A 16917-nucleotide genomic window follows, 5' to 3' on the forward strand; every position below is an offset into this window, starting at 1 on the left:
GCGGCTGTCAGTCGGCGCGTTTGGTCTCGATGCGGGTCAGGCGGTTGCCCTGAAACGTGAGGATGCTGAGCATGCCGTTGGTGGGACCGTACACCCACTCCTCGATCACCATTTCCCGGTCCCCGTAGTAGCCGCCGGTGTAGCCGACCAGATCGGTGCGTGCGGGTTTGCCACACTTGCGCTCCACCTCGAAGGCGCGATCACCTTCGTTGACCAGCTTGCTGCCGCAGCGCAGCGTACCGGCTTCGGCCAACCCGCAGGCCAGCGCCAGCGTGACGAGTAGCAGATTTCCCTTCATTACAGGCTCCCCAGATGTAATGCACTGGCTACCTGGGCGCTGGCCTGTTCCTGAACAAGGCCAACATCGAGCAGGTAGATGCGCTGGTCCTCCAGACCGCCACGCTCCACCAGATAGTCCTTGATGCTGGCTGCCCGCGCCTGGCCCAGCTGGCGCAGCAGCAGTTCGCTCTTGGCCCAGGACTGCAGCACGGCGGCGCGCATTTTCGCCGTGCGCTCCTCGTCCGGCAACTCCTTCCATTCGGCTGGCGGCTGCTGCTTGAGGCGTGTGCGGTAGATGCCCTCCAGCAGTACGGCCTTGTCGTCCTCCTCGACCACCAGTTCCTCGGGCGTGGCAGGTACCTTCTCCCCGCTGCGCTGGAGAATCTTGTACTGGGTGCTCTGGTACTCGCGCTCCAGGCGCTGTTCCGCCAGCAGCGGACCATCGCTGGCGGCGGCGCTCATGCCTTCCACTTCCAGGCGCAGCATCGGACGCTCCTTGAGGGCGGCGGCCAGGGTATCCAGGGTCTTCTGCGCCGTGCCATCCAGTTCGTCGCTACCGGCGGCGAACTGCACCTGGCTGAGGTCGGCGTCGCCACCACCGACCAGGCCGGCGATGAACTTGAAGGGCGCCTGGGCGGCACGCAGCACCAGGTTGCGCAGGGTCTGCCAGACGATGGGCATCACGCTGAACTCGGGGTTGTTCAGGTTGCCCTGCACCGGCAGCTGGATGTCGATATTGCCCTGGGTGTCCTTGAGCAGCGCCACGGCCAGGCGGATCGGCAGGTCCACGGCGTCCTTGCTGTCCACCTGCTCGCCCAGCTGCAGGTCTTCCAGCAGCAGCTTGTTCTCGGCGTTCAGCTGGCCCTTCTCGATGCGGTAGTGCAGGTCGAGGTTGAGACGGCCCTTGCGGATGCGGTAGCCGGCGAACTTGCCGGAGTAGGGGGTGAGGGTGGTCAGCTCGACATTCTTGAAGCTGGTGGCGATGTCCAGGCTGTTCATCGGATCGAACGGCGTCAGCTGGCCCTTGATGCTGACCGGCGCGTACTTGTCGACCTTGCCCTTGATATCGACGCCGGCGGTTTTCGGGCTCTGGTTGTCGAGGGTACCGATCTGGCCGTTGAGCTGCTGAATAGCGGTGGCGAAGTTGGGCGTCAGGCTGAAATCGGCGAAGTTGGCCGAGCCATCTTTGATGGCGATGCCGCCGATACGGATCGGCAGAGGCTTACCGGCCGGCTCGGCCTTGGCATTGGGCTGCCCAGGCTGCGGGATCATCAGGTCGTTGACGTTGGTGGTCAGGTCTTCGTTGATGATGAAGCGCACGTAGGGCTGCTGCAGATTGACCTTGCCAATGGCCAGACCCTCGCCATGGCGATAGTCGAGGCCCTCGACGACCAGGTGCTGCCACTTGAGGAAGTCGCGCTCCTTGAGGGTGTCCAGGGTATGCAGCTGGTTGACCTCGGCCTTGCCGCCGATGCTGAAGGCCAGCGGCTCGACACTTTTCAGGTCGACGGCCAGGTCGCTGCCGAGCATGCCGCTGCGCAGCTCCAGGCGCACGAAGGGGCTGATGTAGGCCTGTGCCAGGCGCAGGTCGATGTCGCGGGTGACGACCTGCAGCTTGGCCCAGGTCGGGCTGATCTGCACCTGGCCGGCAACCTGGATCTGCCCGTTCTTGTTGACCCCGGTATCCAGCTTGAGGCCGAAGGGCGAAGTGCCCAGGCTGTCGAAGTCCTTGAGGTCAAGATTCAGCGGAGCCAGGTCGAGCTTCACTTCCTGGCTGCCGGCAGCACGGTCGGCCAGGTGGATCTGGTAGTCGCGCAGCTGCACGTCGCGCAGCAGCACCTGCCAGGGCTTGGCCGGCTCTGCCGGAGGCGCGGTGCTGGCGGTCTGCTGCTGTGCATCTGCAGGCGTGGCTGCGGTCTTCTCGGCAGCTCCGGCCGCTTCCGCGCTGGGCGCCGGAGCTTCAGGAGTCGCTGCGGCCGCCGCTGTGGTTGCCGGCGTCGTCTGGCTATGGCTGGCGAACAGCTTCTGCCAGTCCAGCTGGCCGTCCTTCTCGCGGGCCGCCCAGGTCTCCAGCTTCTGGCTGCGGATGGTGCCGATCACCACCTGCTGCTTGGCCAGGTCCAGGCTGGTGTCGCCAACTTCCAGGCGCTCCAGGCGCAGCAGGGGTTTGTCCTCCGGGCTCTTGATGGCGAACCGGGCGAGGGTGGCGCTGACCTGGCTCAATTGCAGCTCGGTGCCCTTGGCCAGGTTCAGCGAATACTCGGCGCTGAGGTCGAGCACGCCGTCTTCCAGCACCAGCGGCACGGCGTCGCGCACATAGGGCCAGACGCCCTTGAGCTGGCCGTCGCTGATCTTCAGCTGGCCTTTGGAGGCGATGGGGGAAAGGCTGACCTGGCCCTGCCAGTCGATGCGCCCGCCGCGCGGGCCGATGGCGACCATCTGCATGTCGGCGTTGTCGTCGGGCAGGGTGCTGAGGTTGGTCAGCTCCAGGTTCAGTGAGTCGTAGACGAACTCCACCGGCTCGCTGGGGCGCAGATCCTCGAAGTGCAGGCCGTTCTCGATCAGGGCAATGCGGCCGATGCGCAGCGGGAAAGGCTCGCTCGGCTCTTCCGCAGCGGGCTTCTCCTCGGACGGTGGCAGCTTGAACAGGCCGGTCAGATTGAGCGTGCCGTCCTTGGCGAACAGCACTTCGGTGTGGGCCTTTTCCAGCTCGATATCGGCCAGGTGCACGGCGCCGCTCCACAGGCTGTCCAGCTGCAGGTTGGCATACAGGCGCTGGAAGGCGATCTGCGGCTTCTCCGCCTCGCCGATATGCAGACCCCAGAGTTGCAGTTCCAGGCTGAAGGGGTTGAGCTCGACGCGCGCGATGTGCGCCGGAACGGTGGCCAGCTGCGCCAGTTGCTGGTTGGCGACCCGTTGCCCGATGCCGGGCAGGATCAGAAAGCCGAGCAGGCTGTACAGGCCGAGGGCGATGGCCAGGGCATAGGCGGTACGTTGCAATCCTTTGAGCATGGTACGGCGTCATCTTCCAGTCTGTGGAATCTGGAGTATGGCATGGCCGTTGCCGCTTTGTGGGCCATCAGAGTGCCGCCCAGGGTGCCTCAGAAGCGCAGGATCAGGGTCTTCAGCGGTGGCCGGCCATCGCGCGAGGGGAAGTCGGCGGCTGGCAGCAGCTGCATGCAGTCGCGTACCGGCCGGCCGAGTTTCTCGGCGCAGCGCAGCACCTGATCGCGCCACTCCTCCAGCTCGACTTTTGCCAGGTTGTTGCAGCAGATCAGCACGCCATCCTCGGCCGTGGCGAGGATCGCCGGCTTGAGCAGGCTCTGGTAGTCGCGCAGCAGGTCGACGGTGCCGAAGGCGCTCTTGGCCCAGGCCGGGGGGTCGAGCAGCACCAGGTCGAACTGCTGCTGCTCCAGGCGCGGATAGCTCGGCAGCTTGTGCCCGCGGCGAGTGGCGATGGGCAGGCCGGCCAGCTGGCGGATGGCCGGGAAGTAGTCGGACTGCACGAAGTCCATGGCCAGCCCCGGGTTGAGCGCCAGGTTCTCCCGGCCCACCGCCAGGTTGCCCTCGGCGAAGTCCAGATTGAGCACCTCGCGCGCGCCACCGGCCGCCGCGCACAGGCCGACGCCGCAGGTGTAGGCGAACAGGTTGAGTACGCGCTTGCCGGCGCTGTGGCGCTTGACCCAGCCGCGCGCCTCGCGCAGGTCGAGGAACAGCAGCGGGTCTTGTCCCGGATGGCGACCGCGCACCCGGTAGTTGAGGCCCCATTCCCGGCCGATGCCGTCTTCCAGCGCTTCGGGAGTGGCCTGATACACCGGGTCGCGCCGGTCGATGCGCGAGTTGCCGCCGGATCGGTCGTTGTAGACCAGCTGCAGGTCGAGGCCCAGCTGCGCGTTGATGACCGCGTGCAGGTCGAGCAGGGCATCCTGTGCAAGCGGCTGGTGGAAGCTCTGCACCATCAGTTGCGCGCCGTAGCGGTCGACGGTGAGACCGGGTGCGCCTTCCTGGCTGCCATGGAACAGCCGGTAGCAGTCGGTCTGCTGCTGGTGCAGCTCGGCCAGCAGTGGCTGGCGAGCGTCGAGGGCGGCGCGCAGCGCCTGGTCGAGAGAGGACATGCGCGGCGTCTCGGGATGGGAAGGGCGCGCAGTTTACCAAGAAAAACGCCGGCTCTCGGCCGGCGTCATTCTCTTGTCAGTCTGTAGGGTGGATGACGTTGTGTTCATCCACCAATGGCCCCGCCCGGTGGATCGGTGAGGCGCGATCCACCCGAAGATCAGGCGCGTTCGATGGCCAGGGCTACGCCCTGCCCGCCGCCGATGCACAGGGTGGCCAGGCCCTTCCGCGCATCGCGCTTGATCATCTCGTGCAGCAGGGTCACCAGCACGCGGCAGCCGGAGGCGCCGATGGGATGGCCGAGGGCGATGGCACCGCCGTTGACGTTGACCTTGGCGGCATCCCAGCCCAGTTCCTTGCCGACCGACAGGGCCTGGGCGGCGAAGGCCTCGTTGGCCTCGATCAGGTCGAGGTCGGCCAGCTGCCAGCCGGCCTTGTCCAGGCAGCGGCGGGTGGCGGAGACCGGGCCGATGCCCATGATCGCGGGGTCGACGCCGGCGTTGGCATAGGCGGCGATCCGCGCCAGTACCGGCAGGCCGAGGGCCTTGGCCTTGTCTGCGCTCATCAGCAGCACGGCAGCGGCGCCGTCGTTGAGGCTGGAGGCGTTGCCGGCGGTGACGCTGCCGTCCTTCTTGAACGCCGGCTTGAGCTTGGCGAGGGACTCGGCGGTGGTGCCGGCGCGTGGCTGCTCGTCGCTGGCGAAGCTGACCGGCTCGCCCTTGCGCGAGGGGATCAGGATCGGGGTGATCTCGTCGGCGAAGCGGCCGGCTTCGATGGCCGTCACGGCCTTCTGCTGCGAGGCGGCGGCGAAGGCGTCCTGCTCCTCGCGGCTGATGCCGTACTTGTCCACCAGGTTCTCGGCAGTGATGCCCATGTGGTAGTCGTTGAAGGCGTCCCACAGGCCATCCTGGATCATGCTGTCGATCAGCTTGCCGTGGCCCATGCGCTGGCCGGTACGGGCGGCGGGCATGACGTAGGGCGCCTGGCTCATGTTCTCCATGCCGCCGGCGATGATGACGTCGGCGTCGCCGCAGCGGATCGCCTGGGCGCCCAGGTGCAGGGCCTTGAGGCCCGAGCCGCAGACCTTGTTCAGGGTCATGGCCGGTACGGCATTCGGCAGGCCGGCCTTGATCGCAGCCTGGCGGGCGGTGTTCTGCCCGGCGCCGGCGGTCAGCACGTGGCCGAGGATCACTTCATCCACTTCGCTGCCGTCGAGGCCGCTCTGCTCCAGCAGGCGCTTGATCACGGCGGCGCCCAGCTCGACGGCGGGCACGCCGGCCAGGGAGCCCTGGAAGCTGCCGATGGCGGTGCGGGTAGCGGCAACTATGACAACGTCTTGCATGTTCATGTCCTCGATGCAGTTCAGGCTGTGACCGGAAGGGCGCTTATGGTCGCATAGCGGATTCTGACCGGCCAGCCACCAGCAGTCGCCGCCGGGCGCGCTGCGCTGCGGTGTTGTCGGCCACGCCCCAGCGCAGCAGCTGGGCCGTGCGTTGCACGCCGGCGCGGATCAACGGGCGGCGCCAGGCCGGGACGCTCTCGCCGAGCAGTGCGCTGGCCCAGGTGGGCAGCAGGTCGAAGCTGGCCTGCATCATCAGCCCGCCGAAGGGGCGGGCCAGCAGGCTGGGCATGGGAGCGGCGTGCAGCAGGCGTACCACTTCGCGGGTGCGTTCGTCGCACAGCAACTGGGGGCGCATCGCCTCGAGGTAGGCTGCGACCGCCTGGCGCGAATCGGGGACCTCCTGCGCGCCGAGGCGCCGGGCGATCAGCGCCACTTCGGCGTAGTAGCGATCCTGCTCGGCTTCCGGCAGGTCAGGATTGCAGTAGCGCAGGTAGCCGTTGAGGAAACAGTGCACCTCGGCCACATGCACCCAGGTCAGCAGGGCCGGGTCACTGGCGGCATAGGGGCGCCCATCAAGCCCCTGACCCACTACCTGCTGGTGGATGCTGCGTACCTTGTCGATCAGACGCTCGGCGTCCGCGACGCCGCCGTAGCTGGTGCCAGCGATGAACAGGCTGGTGCGGCGCAGGCGACCGATCAGGTCCTGGCGGAAATTGGAGTGGTCCCACACCCCGGCCAGGGCCAGTGGGTGGAGCATCTGCAGGAGCAGCGCGGCGATGCCGCCGACCATCATCGAGGTGAAGTCGGCGTGCACTTCCCAGACCATCGAGGCGGGCCCGAACAGGCCGGGGTCGCCTCGTGGCTGGTCGAGGTCGAGTTGGTTGAGTGAGGCGCCGGTGAGGCTGTGGACCTGGGCGGCGATCTGGCGACGGAGGCTTTCCATGGTCGCCAGTGTCGACGCTCGCGCCGGACGGATCAAGCGGGGCAGGGCCCCGCAGCCACTCAGCGGTTGAGGCGCCGTTCGATCAGGCTGTCGACCACCGAGGGATCAGCCAGGGTCGAGGTATCGCCCATGTTCTCCAGCTCGTTGCAGGCGATCTTGCGCAGGATGCGCCGCATGATCTTGCCCGAGCGCGTCTTGGGCAGGCCCGGTGCCCACTGGATCAGCTCCGGCTTGGCGAAGCTGCCGATTTCCTTGCCGACCAGGGCCAGCAGCTCCTTGGTCAGCGCCTCGCTCGGCTCGCTGCCTTTCATCAGCGTGACATAGGCGTAGATGCCCTGGCCTTTCACGTCGTGCGGGTAGCCAACCACCGCCGCTTCGGCCACCGCATCGTGCAGGACCAGGGCGCTCTCCACCTCGGCGGTGCCGATGCGGTGGCCGGAGACGTTGATCACGTCGTCCACACGGCCGGTGATCCACCAGTAGCCGTCCTCGTCGCGGCGCGCGCCGTCGCCGGTGAAGTAGTAGCCGGGGTAGGGCTTGAAGTAGGTGTCGATCATCCGCTGGTGGTCGCCATACACGCTGCGGATCTGGCTCGGCCAGCTGGCCTTGATCGCCAGGACGCCGGCGCCGGGGCCCTCGATCTCCTTGCCCTGCTCGTCGAGCAGGACCGGCTGTACGCCGAAGAACGGCCGGGTCGCCGAGCCGGGCTTGAGGTCGGTGGCGCCAGGCAGTGGGGTGATCAGGATCGAGCCGGTCTCGGTCTGCCACCAGGTGTCGACGATTGGGCAGCGGGTATCGCCGACCACGTGGTAGTACCACTCCCAGGCTTCCGGGTTGATCGGCTCGCCCACTGAGCCGAGCAGGCGCAGGCTCGAGCGCGAAGTGGCCTTGACCGGGCCTTCACCTTCGCGCATCAGCGCGCGCAGGGCGGTCGGCGCGGTGTAGAAGATGTTCACCTGGTGCTTGTCGATCACCTGCCAGAAGCGCGAGGCGTCCGGGTAGTTGGGCACGCCCTCGAACATCAGGGTAGTGGCGCCGTTGGCCAGCGGCCCGTAGACGATGTAGCTGTGGCCGGTGACCCAGCCGACGTCGGCGGTGCACCAGTAGATGTCGCCCTCGTGGTAGTCGAACACGTACTTGTGGGTCATCGCCGCGCCCAGCAGGTAGCCGCCGGTGGTATGCAGCACGCCCTTCGGCTTGCCCGTGGAGCCCGAGGTGTAGAGGATGAACAGCGGGTCTTCGGCGTCCATCGGCTCGGCCGGGCAGTCGCTGCTCGCGTCCTCCAGGGCCTGGTGGTACCAGAGGTCACGGCCCTCCACCCAGGCGATCTCGCCCTGGGTGCGCTCGACCACCACCACAGTGCTGACCTTCGGGCAGCTCTGCAGCGCCTTGTCGACGTTGTTCTTCAGGGGGATGTACTTGCCGCCGCGCACGCCTTCGTCGGCGGTGATCACGGTGCGGCAGTCGGCATCGAGGATGCGATCGCGCAGGGCGTCCGGGGAGAAGCCGCCGAACACCACCGAGTGGATGGCGCCGATGCGTGCGCAGGCCAGCATGGCGTAGGCCGCTTCGGGGATCATCGGCATGTAGATGCACACCCGGTCGCCCTTCTGCACGCCGCGGCTCTTCAGCACGTTGGCCAGGCGGCTGACGTTTTGGTGCAGCTGGTTGTAGGTGATGTGTGCCGACTCGGCCGGGTTGTCGCCCTCCCAGATGATGGCGATCTGTTCGCCGCGCTCCGGCAGATGGCGGTCGATGCAATTGTGGGCGACGTTGAGCTGGCCGCCGGCGAACCACTGGGCCTCACCCTGGGTCAGGTCGCAGTGCTGCACGCGGTCCCAGGGCTTGAACCAGTGCAGAAACTGGCGTGCCTGCTCGCCCCAGAATGCATCCGGCTGTTCGATGGACTGGCGATAGAGACGCTGGTAAGCCTCGTTGTCCAGGTGCGCGCGCTGGCGCACCTCATCCTTGACCGGGTGAAGGCTGATTTCGAACATGGCGGGTTCCTTGTCTTATTGTTGAGCCGCGATGTCCATTAGGGTGAACCAAGCAATTGCTTGGTTCAAGTGCCGACGCCGCGTGCTGCGTGCCGCATCCTGCAAAAAGCCCGGCGCAGGGCCGGGCTTTGGGGGGCTTAACCGCGGTGACGACCGCGGAAGAAGTCGATCAGTCCCTGGGTCGAGGCGTCCTCGGCCGGCGGCTGGTCCCAGCCGGTGAGGCGCTGGTAGACGCCCTTGCCGAGCTCCTTGCCCAGCTCCACGCCCCACTGGTCGAAGGCGTTGATGCCCCAGATCACGCTCTGTACGAACACCTTGTGCTCGTACATCGCTACCAGCGCGCCGAGGCGGCGCGGGCTGATGCGTTCCAACACCAGGGTGTTGCTCGGGCGGTTGCCGGGGATCACCTTGTGCGGTGCCAGGCGCTGTACCTCATCCTCGGACAGGCCCTTGGCGCGCAGTTCGGCCTCGGCCTCGTTGCGGCACTTGCCGAGCATCAGCGCCTGGCTCTGCGACAGGCAGTTGGCGTACAGCCACTGGTGGTGGTCGGCCACCGGGTTATAGCTGACCACCGGCACGATGAAGTCGGCCGGAATCAGCTGGGTGCCCTGGTGCAGCAACTGGTGGTATGCGTGCTGGCCGTTGCAACCGACGCCGCCCCAGATCACCGGGCCGGTGTCGGTGCTGACCGGGCTGCCGTCCTGGCGCACGCGCTTGCCGTTGGACTCCATGTCCAGCTGCTGCAGGTGCTTGGTGATGTTGCGCAGGTAGTGGTCGTACGGCAGGATCGCGTGGCTCTGGGCGCCCCAGAAGTTGCCGTACCAGACGCCAAGCAGGGCCAGCAGCACCGGCATGTTCTTCTCGAACGGGGTGCTGCGGAAATGCGTGTCCATGCTGTAGGCGCCGGACAGCAACTCCTTGAAGTTGGACATGCCGATGGCCAGGGCGATCGGCAGGCCGATGGCCGACCACAGCGAGTAGCGCCCGCCGACCCAGTCCCACATCGGGAAGATGTTCTTCTCGCGGATGCCGAACTCGATAGCCGCCTGGTTGTTGCTGGTCACCGCGATGAAGTGGCGGTAGAGCTTTTCCTCGGTGCCGCCGCGGGCCAGGTACCAGGTACGTGCGGCCTGGGCGTTCTTCAGGGTTTCCAGGGTGCCGAACGACTTCGACGAGACGATGAACAGGGTGGTCTCGGCATTCAGCTTGGCGGCCAGTTCATGGAACTCACTGCCGTCGATATTGGCCAGGTAGTGGCAGCGCACGCCGTGTTGAGTGAAGGGCAGCAGGGCTTCGGAGACCAGTTGCGGGCCGAGGAAGGAGCCGCCGATGCCGATATTGACCACATCGGTGATGGCCTTCTCGCTGTAGCCGCGCCACAGGTTGCTGTGGATGCGCCCGACGATGTCGGTCATCTGGTTGAGCACCCGGTGCACATCGGGCATCACGTTGACCCCGTCGACCCTGACGCAGTCGCCGATCGGTCGGCGCAGGGCAGTGTGCAGCGCCGGGCGTCCTTCCGAGGCGTTGACCCGTTCGCCGTTGAACAGGGCTTCAATGGCGTCCTGCAGGCCGGCTTCGCGGGCCAGACCGACCAGCAGGTCGCGGGTCTGGGTGCTGAGCAGGTTCTTCGAGTAGTCGAGGAAGATGCCGCTGGTGCTCATGGAGAAACGCTCGAAACGCTTGGCGTCGTCCGCGAAGGCCTCGCGCATGCTGAAGCCCTGCATGTCCTGACGGTGCTTGAGCAGGGCCTGCCAGGCCGGCAGGGTAGTGACGTCGAGCGGTTGCTGGTAGTACGCCATGGCGGCAAGTTCCTTGTTGTGCGGCGTGTCGGGCATGAAAAAGCCCGGAGATTCCGGGCTTGGAGTGTAGCGGGGCGCGTCCCGCTCAGGCGACTTGTACGGGGATCGCGTTGCTGGTGTGGCTCAGCTCGCCGTCTGCGCCCATGTAGAGCACGCGTGGCTGGAAGTTGGCCAGCTCGGCTTCGCTGTAGTGGGCGTAGGCGCAGATGATCACGCGGTGGCCGACGCCGGCCTTGTGCGCAGCGGCACCATTGACCGAGATGATCTTCGAACCCTCTTCACCGCGGATGGCGTAGGTGGTGAAGCGCTCGCCGTTGTCCACGTTGTAGATCTGGATCTGCTCATATTCGCGGATGCCGGACAGGTCCAGCCATTCGCCGTCGATGGCGCAGGAGCCTTCATAGTCGAGCACCGCGTGGGTGACGATGGCGCGGTGCAGCTTGGCCTTGAGCATGATGGCGTGCATGACTATTTCCCTCTCGGAACACGGCGGCGGCAGAGTGTGCCCGAACCCCCGAGGGGGTTCAAGACCAGACGATGTGCAGGGTATGGCCTTTCGCTATGCCGCGTTGGCCTGTTTGGCTGATTCAGATGTGCAACGGAGGGTTGCTGCGTCTTGCCGGCCAACCCTCGCAGATGGCTAGAGCTGGAATGCGAGATTGTCGATCAGGCGCGTGGTGCCCATGAAGGCGGCGCCCAGTATCACCAGTTGCGTGTCGTTCGCCTCGGCCGGACGCAGGCTGCTGGCCTCGCGGATCTCCAGGTAGTCGGGGCGGAAGCCGGCGCTCTCCAGGCTGGCCTGACCGCCTTCGATCAGTTGGGCGAAATCGCGGTTGCCTTCGCGGATGGCGCTGGCCAGCTGCTGCAGGGTGCGATACAGCGCTGGCGCGGCGGCACGTTGCTCGGCGCTCAGATAACCATTGCGCGAGGACAGGGCCAGGCCGTCTTCGGCGCGTACGGTCGGTTCGCCAATGATCTGGATCGGCATGTTCAGGTCGCGCACCAGGGTGCGGATCACCGCCAGCTGCTGGAAGTCCTTCTCGCCGAACACGGCGAGGTCTGGCTGGACCATGTTGAACAGCTTGGTCACCACCGTGGCCACGCCCTCGAAGTGGCCGGGGCGGCTGCCGCCACACAGGCCCTCGGAGACGCCAGGTACGCTGACGCGAGTCTGACCTTGCTGACCGTGCGGGTACATCTCCTCCACGTCCGGATGGAACAGCAGCTGGCATCCGGCGGCGACCAGTTTCTCCTGGTCGGCGATCAGGGTGCGCGGGTACTTCGCCAGGTCCTCGTTGGGACCGAACTGCAGCGGGTTGACGAAGATACTGGCGACCACGAAGTCGGCACGCTGGCCGGCTTTCTCCACCAGGGCGACATGCCCCTCATGCAGGTTGCCCATGGTCGGCACGAAAGCGATGCGCTTGCCTTCGTCGCGCGCGCGCGCCACGGCGGCGCGCAGTTCCAGTACGGTCTTGACGGTATTCATGCGGAGAATCCGTGCTCCTCGGCGGGGAAACTGATGTCCTTGACGGCGCGCACGTAGGCGGCGAAAGCGGCTTGCACGTTGGGCTGACCTTCCATGAAGTTCTTCACGAACTTCGGCGTGCGGCCGCTCAGCGACAGGCCGAGCAGGTCGTGCATCACCAGTACCTGACCATCGGTGGCAGAGCCGGCACCGATGCCGATCACCGGGATCTTCACCGACTGAGTGATCTCCGCCGCCAGCTCGCTGGGTACGCACTCGAGCAGCAGCATGGCGGCGCCAGCCTGTTCCAGCGCCATGGCGTCGGCGCGCAGCTGGCGTGCGGCGGCATCACCACGCCCCTGCACCTTGTAGCCGCCGAACACGTTGACCGCCTGTGGGGTCAGCCCCAGGTGGGCGCACACCGGCACACCGCGCTCGGCCAGCTGGCGGATCGGTTCGGCCAGCCAGGCAGCGCCTTCCAGCTTGATCATATGGGCGCCAGCCTGCATCAGCGCCGCGCAGCTGGCGAAGGTCTGCTCCAGGGTGGCATAGGCCATGAAGGGCAGGTCGGCAAGGATCAGCGCGCCCTGGTTGCCGCGTTTCACGGCTGCGGTGTGATAGGCCATATCTGCGAGCGACACCGGCAAGGTGCTGTCGTGGCCCTGCAGGACCATGCCCAGGGAGTCGCCCACCAGCAGCACTTCCACTCCGGCCTGGCAGGCTGCCTGGGCGAAGGTGGCGTCGTAGGCGGTGAGCATGGCGATCTTCTCGCCCTTCTGCTTCAGGCCCAGCAGGGTGCTTACGGTTACATCAGGCATGGAGGATTCCTCATCAGCAGGCCGTATTGCGGCGCTTTTGGCACCGTCTCGGGGCCTCATGGGCGGGGGTGTCTGCACCGCCTCGGGGCAACGGGACGCCTATAGTCCCGATGGGGGGGCGTGAAGTCAATCACGGGTGTTACCGCGCTGTTACGGCGTTACCAGGCGCTCCAGGCCCACATAGGGGCAGGCGGCCAGCAGCTGCTCCAGGCGACGACCATCGGGCAGTTGCAGGTCGGTCGGGGCAATCTCGGCCAGCGGGTAGAGGACGAAGGCGCGGGCATGCATGTGATAGTGCGGCACGGTCAGGCGCGTCTCGCTCAGCAGCCGGTCGCCGAACAGCAGGATGTCCAGGTCGAGGGTGCGGGGCCCCCAGCGTTCAGCCTTGCGCACGCGGCCCTGTTCCTGCTCGATGCGCTGCAGGGCATCGAGCAGTTCGAGTGGCGCCAGCGCGGTGTCCAGCGCGGCCACGGCGTTGACGTAGCGCGGCTGGTCGGGCGGGCCGAGCGGGTCGCTGGCATAAAAGGAAGAGGTGGCGACCAGGTGGCTATGCGGCAGCTCGGCGATGGCGGTGAGTGCCGCCTGCAATTGCCGCAGTGGCTCGGCCAGGTTGCTGCCGAGACCGATGTAGACCCGCTCCACTTATTCGCCGGCCGGGGCATCGCCCCGTGGTCCGCGCTTGCGATTGCGCCCGCCACGGCGGCGCTTGCGTGCCGGTGCACCGTCGCCGCTTTCTTCCGGCCGGCTGTTGAGTTCGCGGATCATCGCGCGACGCTCACTGTCGCTGGCGTCCTGGTACTCGGTCCACCAGTCGCCAAGGCCGCCGGTTTGCTCGCCGGCGTCTTCGCGCAGCAGGAGGAAGTCGTAGCCGGCGCGGAAACGCGGGTTCTCCAGCAGCAGGTCGGCGCGCTTGCCCTGGCGGCGCGGCAGGCGCTCCTGCATGTCCCAGATCTCGCGGATCGGGATGGTGAAACGCTTGGGAATGGCGATGCGTTTGCACTGCTCGACGATCAGGTCGTGGGCGGCTTCCTGCATCGCCGGGATCGGCGGCATACCGCGTTCCTGCAGTTGCGCGGCGCGTGCCGGCAGGGCCGGCCAGAGCAGGGCGGCGAACAGGAAGGCCGGTGTGACCGGCTTGCCCAGGGCGATGCGTTCATCGGTGTTGGCCAGGGCCTGGCGAATCAGGTCGCCGGTATAGTCGGGATCGCGTTCCAGGGCGCGGGCACTGGCCGGGAACAGCGGGGCGAACAGGTCGTACTCGACCAGCAGCTCGAAGGTGCGTTCGGCGCGGCCGGCGAGGAACAGCTTGAGCACTTCGTCGAACAGGCGGGCCGAGGGAATGTCGCGCAGCATCGGCGCCAGGCGGCGGATCGGTGCGGCGCTGTGCTTTTCGATCTCGAAGTCGAGCTTGGCGGCGAAGCGCACCGCGCGCAGCATGCGCACCGGGTCTTCGAGGTAGCGTTGCTCGGGATCGCCGATCAGGCGGATCAGGCGATTGCGGATGTCGTGCACGCCATGGGCGTAGTCCAGTACGCGCTCGCCGGTGATGTCGAAGTACAGGGCGTTGATGGTGAAGTCGCGACGCTGGGCATCGCTCTCCTGCGAGCCGTAGACGTTGTCGCGCAGGATGCGGCCGCTCTCGTTGCGTGCCGACTGATGGCTGTCTTCCTCGTCGTCGCCCTGCGGGTGATTGCTGCGGAAGGTGGCTACTTCGATGATCTCGCGACCGAAGTGCACATGCGCCAGCTTGAAGCGCCGGCCGATCACCCGCGCATTGCGAAACTCGGCTCGCACCTGCTCGGGCGTGGCGCTGGTAGCGACGTCGAAATCCTTGGGTTGTACGCCGATCAGCAGGTCACGCACGCAGCCGCCAACCAGGTAGGCCTGGTAGCCGGCCTTTTGCAGGCGGTCCACCACGCTCACCGCGTTGCGGCTGAACTGGCCGCGCTGCAGCGAGTGCTGACGCGGGCCGAGCACTTCGGGCGTGCTGCGGGGGCGGGCTTGGCGCTTGAGCGAGAGCGGTGAGCGGAGGGACTTGAACAGCTTTTTCAGCATGGGAGGCACTGTTTGCAGGAATAAGCGGCCGGAAATGCCGGTAACCGCACGAATGGCGCGGATTCTAGCATCGAGAGTAGGAAGGATGGTAAAGGCAGGCTGGGGATGACGAGGGGACTGAAGCTACTGGGGGAGCCGAAGCTCCCCCCCAAATTGGTGCGTGCTTTGTTTTTATTGTTATAGCGGGCCTGTTGTTCTTGTTGTAGGCCCGTTCTAGGTATCCCAAATCGGGTACCAGTAGCAAACGGATTGCTTTGGATGCTGATGCTGCCATGATCCATCCTGGATCCAATCAGTGCGGGCTCTGCTTTAGTGCAGTTTTTGTTGTTCTCGGCCTGATCGTGGGGCGAACCCCGAAGGCAAATCCTCTCCAAAAGAATCAGTTAGCTGCGCCTCCGCGTTATTGTTTTTGTTGTGCTGGAGCCGTTCTGTATTGTTTTTATTGTGGGGGTTTCAAACGTTTTTATTGTTGTTGTGCCAGAGATAAAGCAGAAGCCGTGCCAGTTTTTTGAAATCCTTTATTTTCAAAGGCTTAGCGTTTTTAGGGGTGAGGCGTGGGCAGAAAAAAGCCGGGTTCCCGTTACCGATGAACCCGGCTTTTGTTACGCGATGTTTGTCTGGGGGTAACAGCGTGGAACTCATGGCGCACACATGTGTCACCGCCCCTGGTCTCAGGAGCCGGTAGCGGCTCCCGATTTGCGTCGCGGGATGCCCAGGCGCTGGCGGCGCTCCCACAGGCACTTGCGGCTGATACCCAGCTTGCGTGCCAGCTCGGTCTCGGTCATGTGGTCCTGGTGTTCGAGCACGAAGTGCTGGAAGTAGTCCTCCAGTGACAGGTCCTCGGTCGGCTCGTGGTTGCCGCCGCTGCCTTGCTGCATGGACTGTTCGGTGAAGTCGCCGTCTTCCAGGTCATCCAGCTCGATGTCGATGCCCAGCAGCTCGGCTGAGATATCGCTGCCCTCGCAGAGGATCACCGAGCGCTCGATGGCGTTCTCCAGTTCGCGCACGTTACCCGGCCAGGGGTAGTGACGAATCGCCTGTTCGGCATCCTGGGCGAAGCGCAGGTTGTCGCGCCCCATGCGCTCGCTCTGGCGGGTGAGGAAGGACTGGGCGATTTCCACCACGTCGGCGCCACGCTCGCGCAGCGGCGGCAACTTGAGGGCGATGACGTGCAGGCGGTAGTAGAGGTCTTCACGGAACTGGCCGGTTTTGGCCAGGGTCTTGAGGTCGCGGTGGGTGGCCGCGATCAGGCGCACATCGACCTTTTGTGACTGCACCGAGCCAACCCGGCGGATCTCGCCTTCCTGCAGCACGCGCAGCAGGCGTGCCTGCGCCTCCAGCGGCAGTTCGCCGATCTCGTCGAGGAACAGGGTGCCGCCGTCGGCCGCCTCGACCAGGCCTGCACGGCCGGCACTGGCACCGGTAAAGGCACCTTTCTCATGGCCGAACAGTTCGGACTCGATCAGGGTTTCCGGGATTGCCGCGCAGTTGACCGAGATTAGCGGCGCCTTGGCGCGCTTGGACAGGTTGTGCAGGGCGCGGGCGACCAGCTCCTTGCCGGTGCCGGACTCGCCCTGGATCAACACGTTGGAGTCGGTGGGCGCGACCTTGCGAATCTTGCCGTAGAGGTCCTGCATCGCGGTGCAGGAGCCGATGATGCCGATCTCGCCCTCGGCGGCAGCGCTGCCCTTGCCGGCGGACTTGCTTGGCGCCTCGCTCGGCGGGTTGCGCTTGGCTTCCTGGTGATCGCGCAGGATGCGCGCCACGGCCTGGAGCATTTCGTCGTGGTCGAAGGGCTTGGCGATGTAGTCCACCGCGCCCATCTTCATCGAGTCCACTGCCGAGCGCAGGCTGGCGTAGCTGGTCATGATCAGCACCGGGGTGCCCTCGGCGAGCTTGATCAGCTCGGTGCCGGGGGCGCCGGGCAGGCGCAGGTCGCTGACCACCAGGTCGAAGGTCGGAATGCTGTAGCGCTCCTGGGCCTCCTGCACCGAACCGGCCTCGCTGACCTGGTACTGGTTGCGTTCCAGCAGGCGGCGCAGCGCGGAGCGGATGATGGTTTCGTCTTCGACGATGAGGATGTGCGGCATTGATGTTCTC

14 protein-coding genes are annotated in these 16917 nt (G+C 66.1%); all 14 read right to left on the reverse strand.

Going from position 1 to position 16917, the window contains the following annotated elements:
* Positions 1-7: 7 nt before the first annotated feature.
* Positions 8-298: a DUF2845 domain-containing protein gene (locus ACOAPY_RS05055; protein ID WP_021700415.1), complete on the reverse strand. Its 291-nt coding sequence runs from the start codon at positions 296-298 to the stop codon at positions 8-10.
* Entirely contained in the window at positions 298-3291 is a 2994-nt protein-coding gene (locus ACOAPY_RS05060; RefSeq protein WP_465155379.1) for a DUF748 domain-containing protein, read from the reverse strand. Before ACOAPY_RS05060 ends, ACOAPY_RS05055 begins: the two co-directional genes overlap by 1 nt.
* Positions 3292-3380: 89 nt before the next feature.
* Positions 3381-4394 (reverse strand): class I SAM-dependent rRNA methyltransferase, encoded by a 1014-nt coding sequence (locus ACOAPY_RS05065; protein WP_465155380.1) that lies wholly within the window; start codon positions 4392-4394, stop codon positions 3381-3383.
* A 158-nt stretch (positions 4395-4552) separates the two neighbouring features.
* Positions 4553-5734 (reverse strand): acetyl-CoA C-acetyltransferase, encoded by a 1182-nt coding sequence (locus ACOAPY_RS05070; RefSeq protein WP_465155381.1) that lies wholly within the window; start codon positions 5732-5734, stop codon positions 4553-4555.
* Positions 5735-5777: 43 nt separating this feature from the next.
* Positions 5778-6677, reverse strand: a complete 900-nt coding sequence (locus ACOAPY_RS05075; protein WP_465155382.1) for an oxygenase MpaB family protein — start codon at positions 6675-6677, stop codon at positions 5778-5780.
* Between the two features lie 59 nt (positions 6678-6736).
* The gene (gene acs / locus ACOAPY_RS05080) at positions 6737-8674 is read right to left on the reverse strand and encodes an acetate--CoA ligase (RefSeq protein ID WP_465155383.1); all 1938 of its coding nucleotides are present in this window, start codon (positions 8672-8674) and stop codon (positions 6737-6739) included.
* A 137-nt stretch (positions 8675-8811) separates the two neighbouring features.
* Positions 8812-10476, reverse strand: a complete 1665-nt coding sequence (gene pgi, locus ACOAPY_RS05085) for a glucose-6-phosphate isomerase (RefSeq protein WP_237046585.1) — start codon at positions 10474-10476, stop codon at positions 8812-8814.
* Between the two features lie 85 nt (positions 10477-10561).
* Positions 10562-10942: an aspartate 1-decarboxylase gene (gene panD, locus ACOAPY_RS05090; protein WP_021700408.1), complete on the reverse strand. Its 381-nt coding sequence runs from the start codon at positions 10940-10942 to the stop codon at positions 10562-10564.
* A gap of 174 nt (positions 10943-11116) precedes the next feature.
* The gene (panC, locus tag ACOAPY_RS05095; RefSeq protein ID WP_465155384.1) at positions 11117-11965 is read right to left on the reverse strand and encodes a pantoate--beta-alanine ligase; all 849 of its coding nucleotides are present in this window, start codon (positions 11963-11965) and stop codon (positions 11117-11119) included.
* Complete coding sequence (gene panB / locus ACOAPY_RS05100) at positions 11962-12762, reverse strand: 3-methyl-2-oxobutanoate hydroxymethyltransferase (protein WP_076580513.1); 801 nt, start codon at positions 12760-12762, stop codon at positions 11962-11964. Before panB ends, panC begins: the two co-directional genes overlap by 4 nt.
* Before the next feature lie 150 nt (positions 12763-12912).
* Positions 12913-13404: a 2-amino-4-hydroxy-6-hydroxymethyldihydropteridine diphosphokinase gene (gene folK, locus ACOAPY_RS05105; protein WP_465155385.1), complete on the reverse strand. Its 492-nt coding sequence runs from the start codon at positions 13402-13404 to the stop codon at positions 12913-12915.
* Positions 13405-14817, reverse strand: a complete 1413-nt coding sequence (locus ACOAPY_RS05110; protein ID WP_280052814.1) for a polynucleotide adenylyltransferase PcnB — start codon at positions 14815-14817, stop codon at positions 13405-13407.
* A gap of 453 nt (positions 14818-15270) precedes the next feature.
* The gene (locus ACOAPY_RS05115; RefSeq protein ID WP_465155386.1) at positions 15271-15459 is read right to left on the reverse strand and encodes a hypothetical protein; all 189 of its coding nucleotides are present in this window, start codon (positions 15457-15459) and stop codon (positions 15271-15273) included.
* Between the two features lie 29 nt (positions 15460-15488).
* Positions 15489-16907, reverse strand: coding sequence for a sigma-54-dependent transcriptional regulator (locus tag ACOAPY_RS05120; protein ID WP_465155387.1), 1419 nt, complete (start codon positions 16905-16907; stop codon positions 15489-15491).
* Positions 16908-16917: the final 10 nt, after the last annotated feature.

This window comes from Pseudomonas stagnisoli, from assembly GCF_048595745.1.
GTDB lineage: Bacteria > Pseudomonadota > Gammaproteobacteria > Pseudomonadales > Pseudomonadaceae > Aquipseudomonas > Aquipseudomonas alcaligenes_A.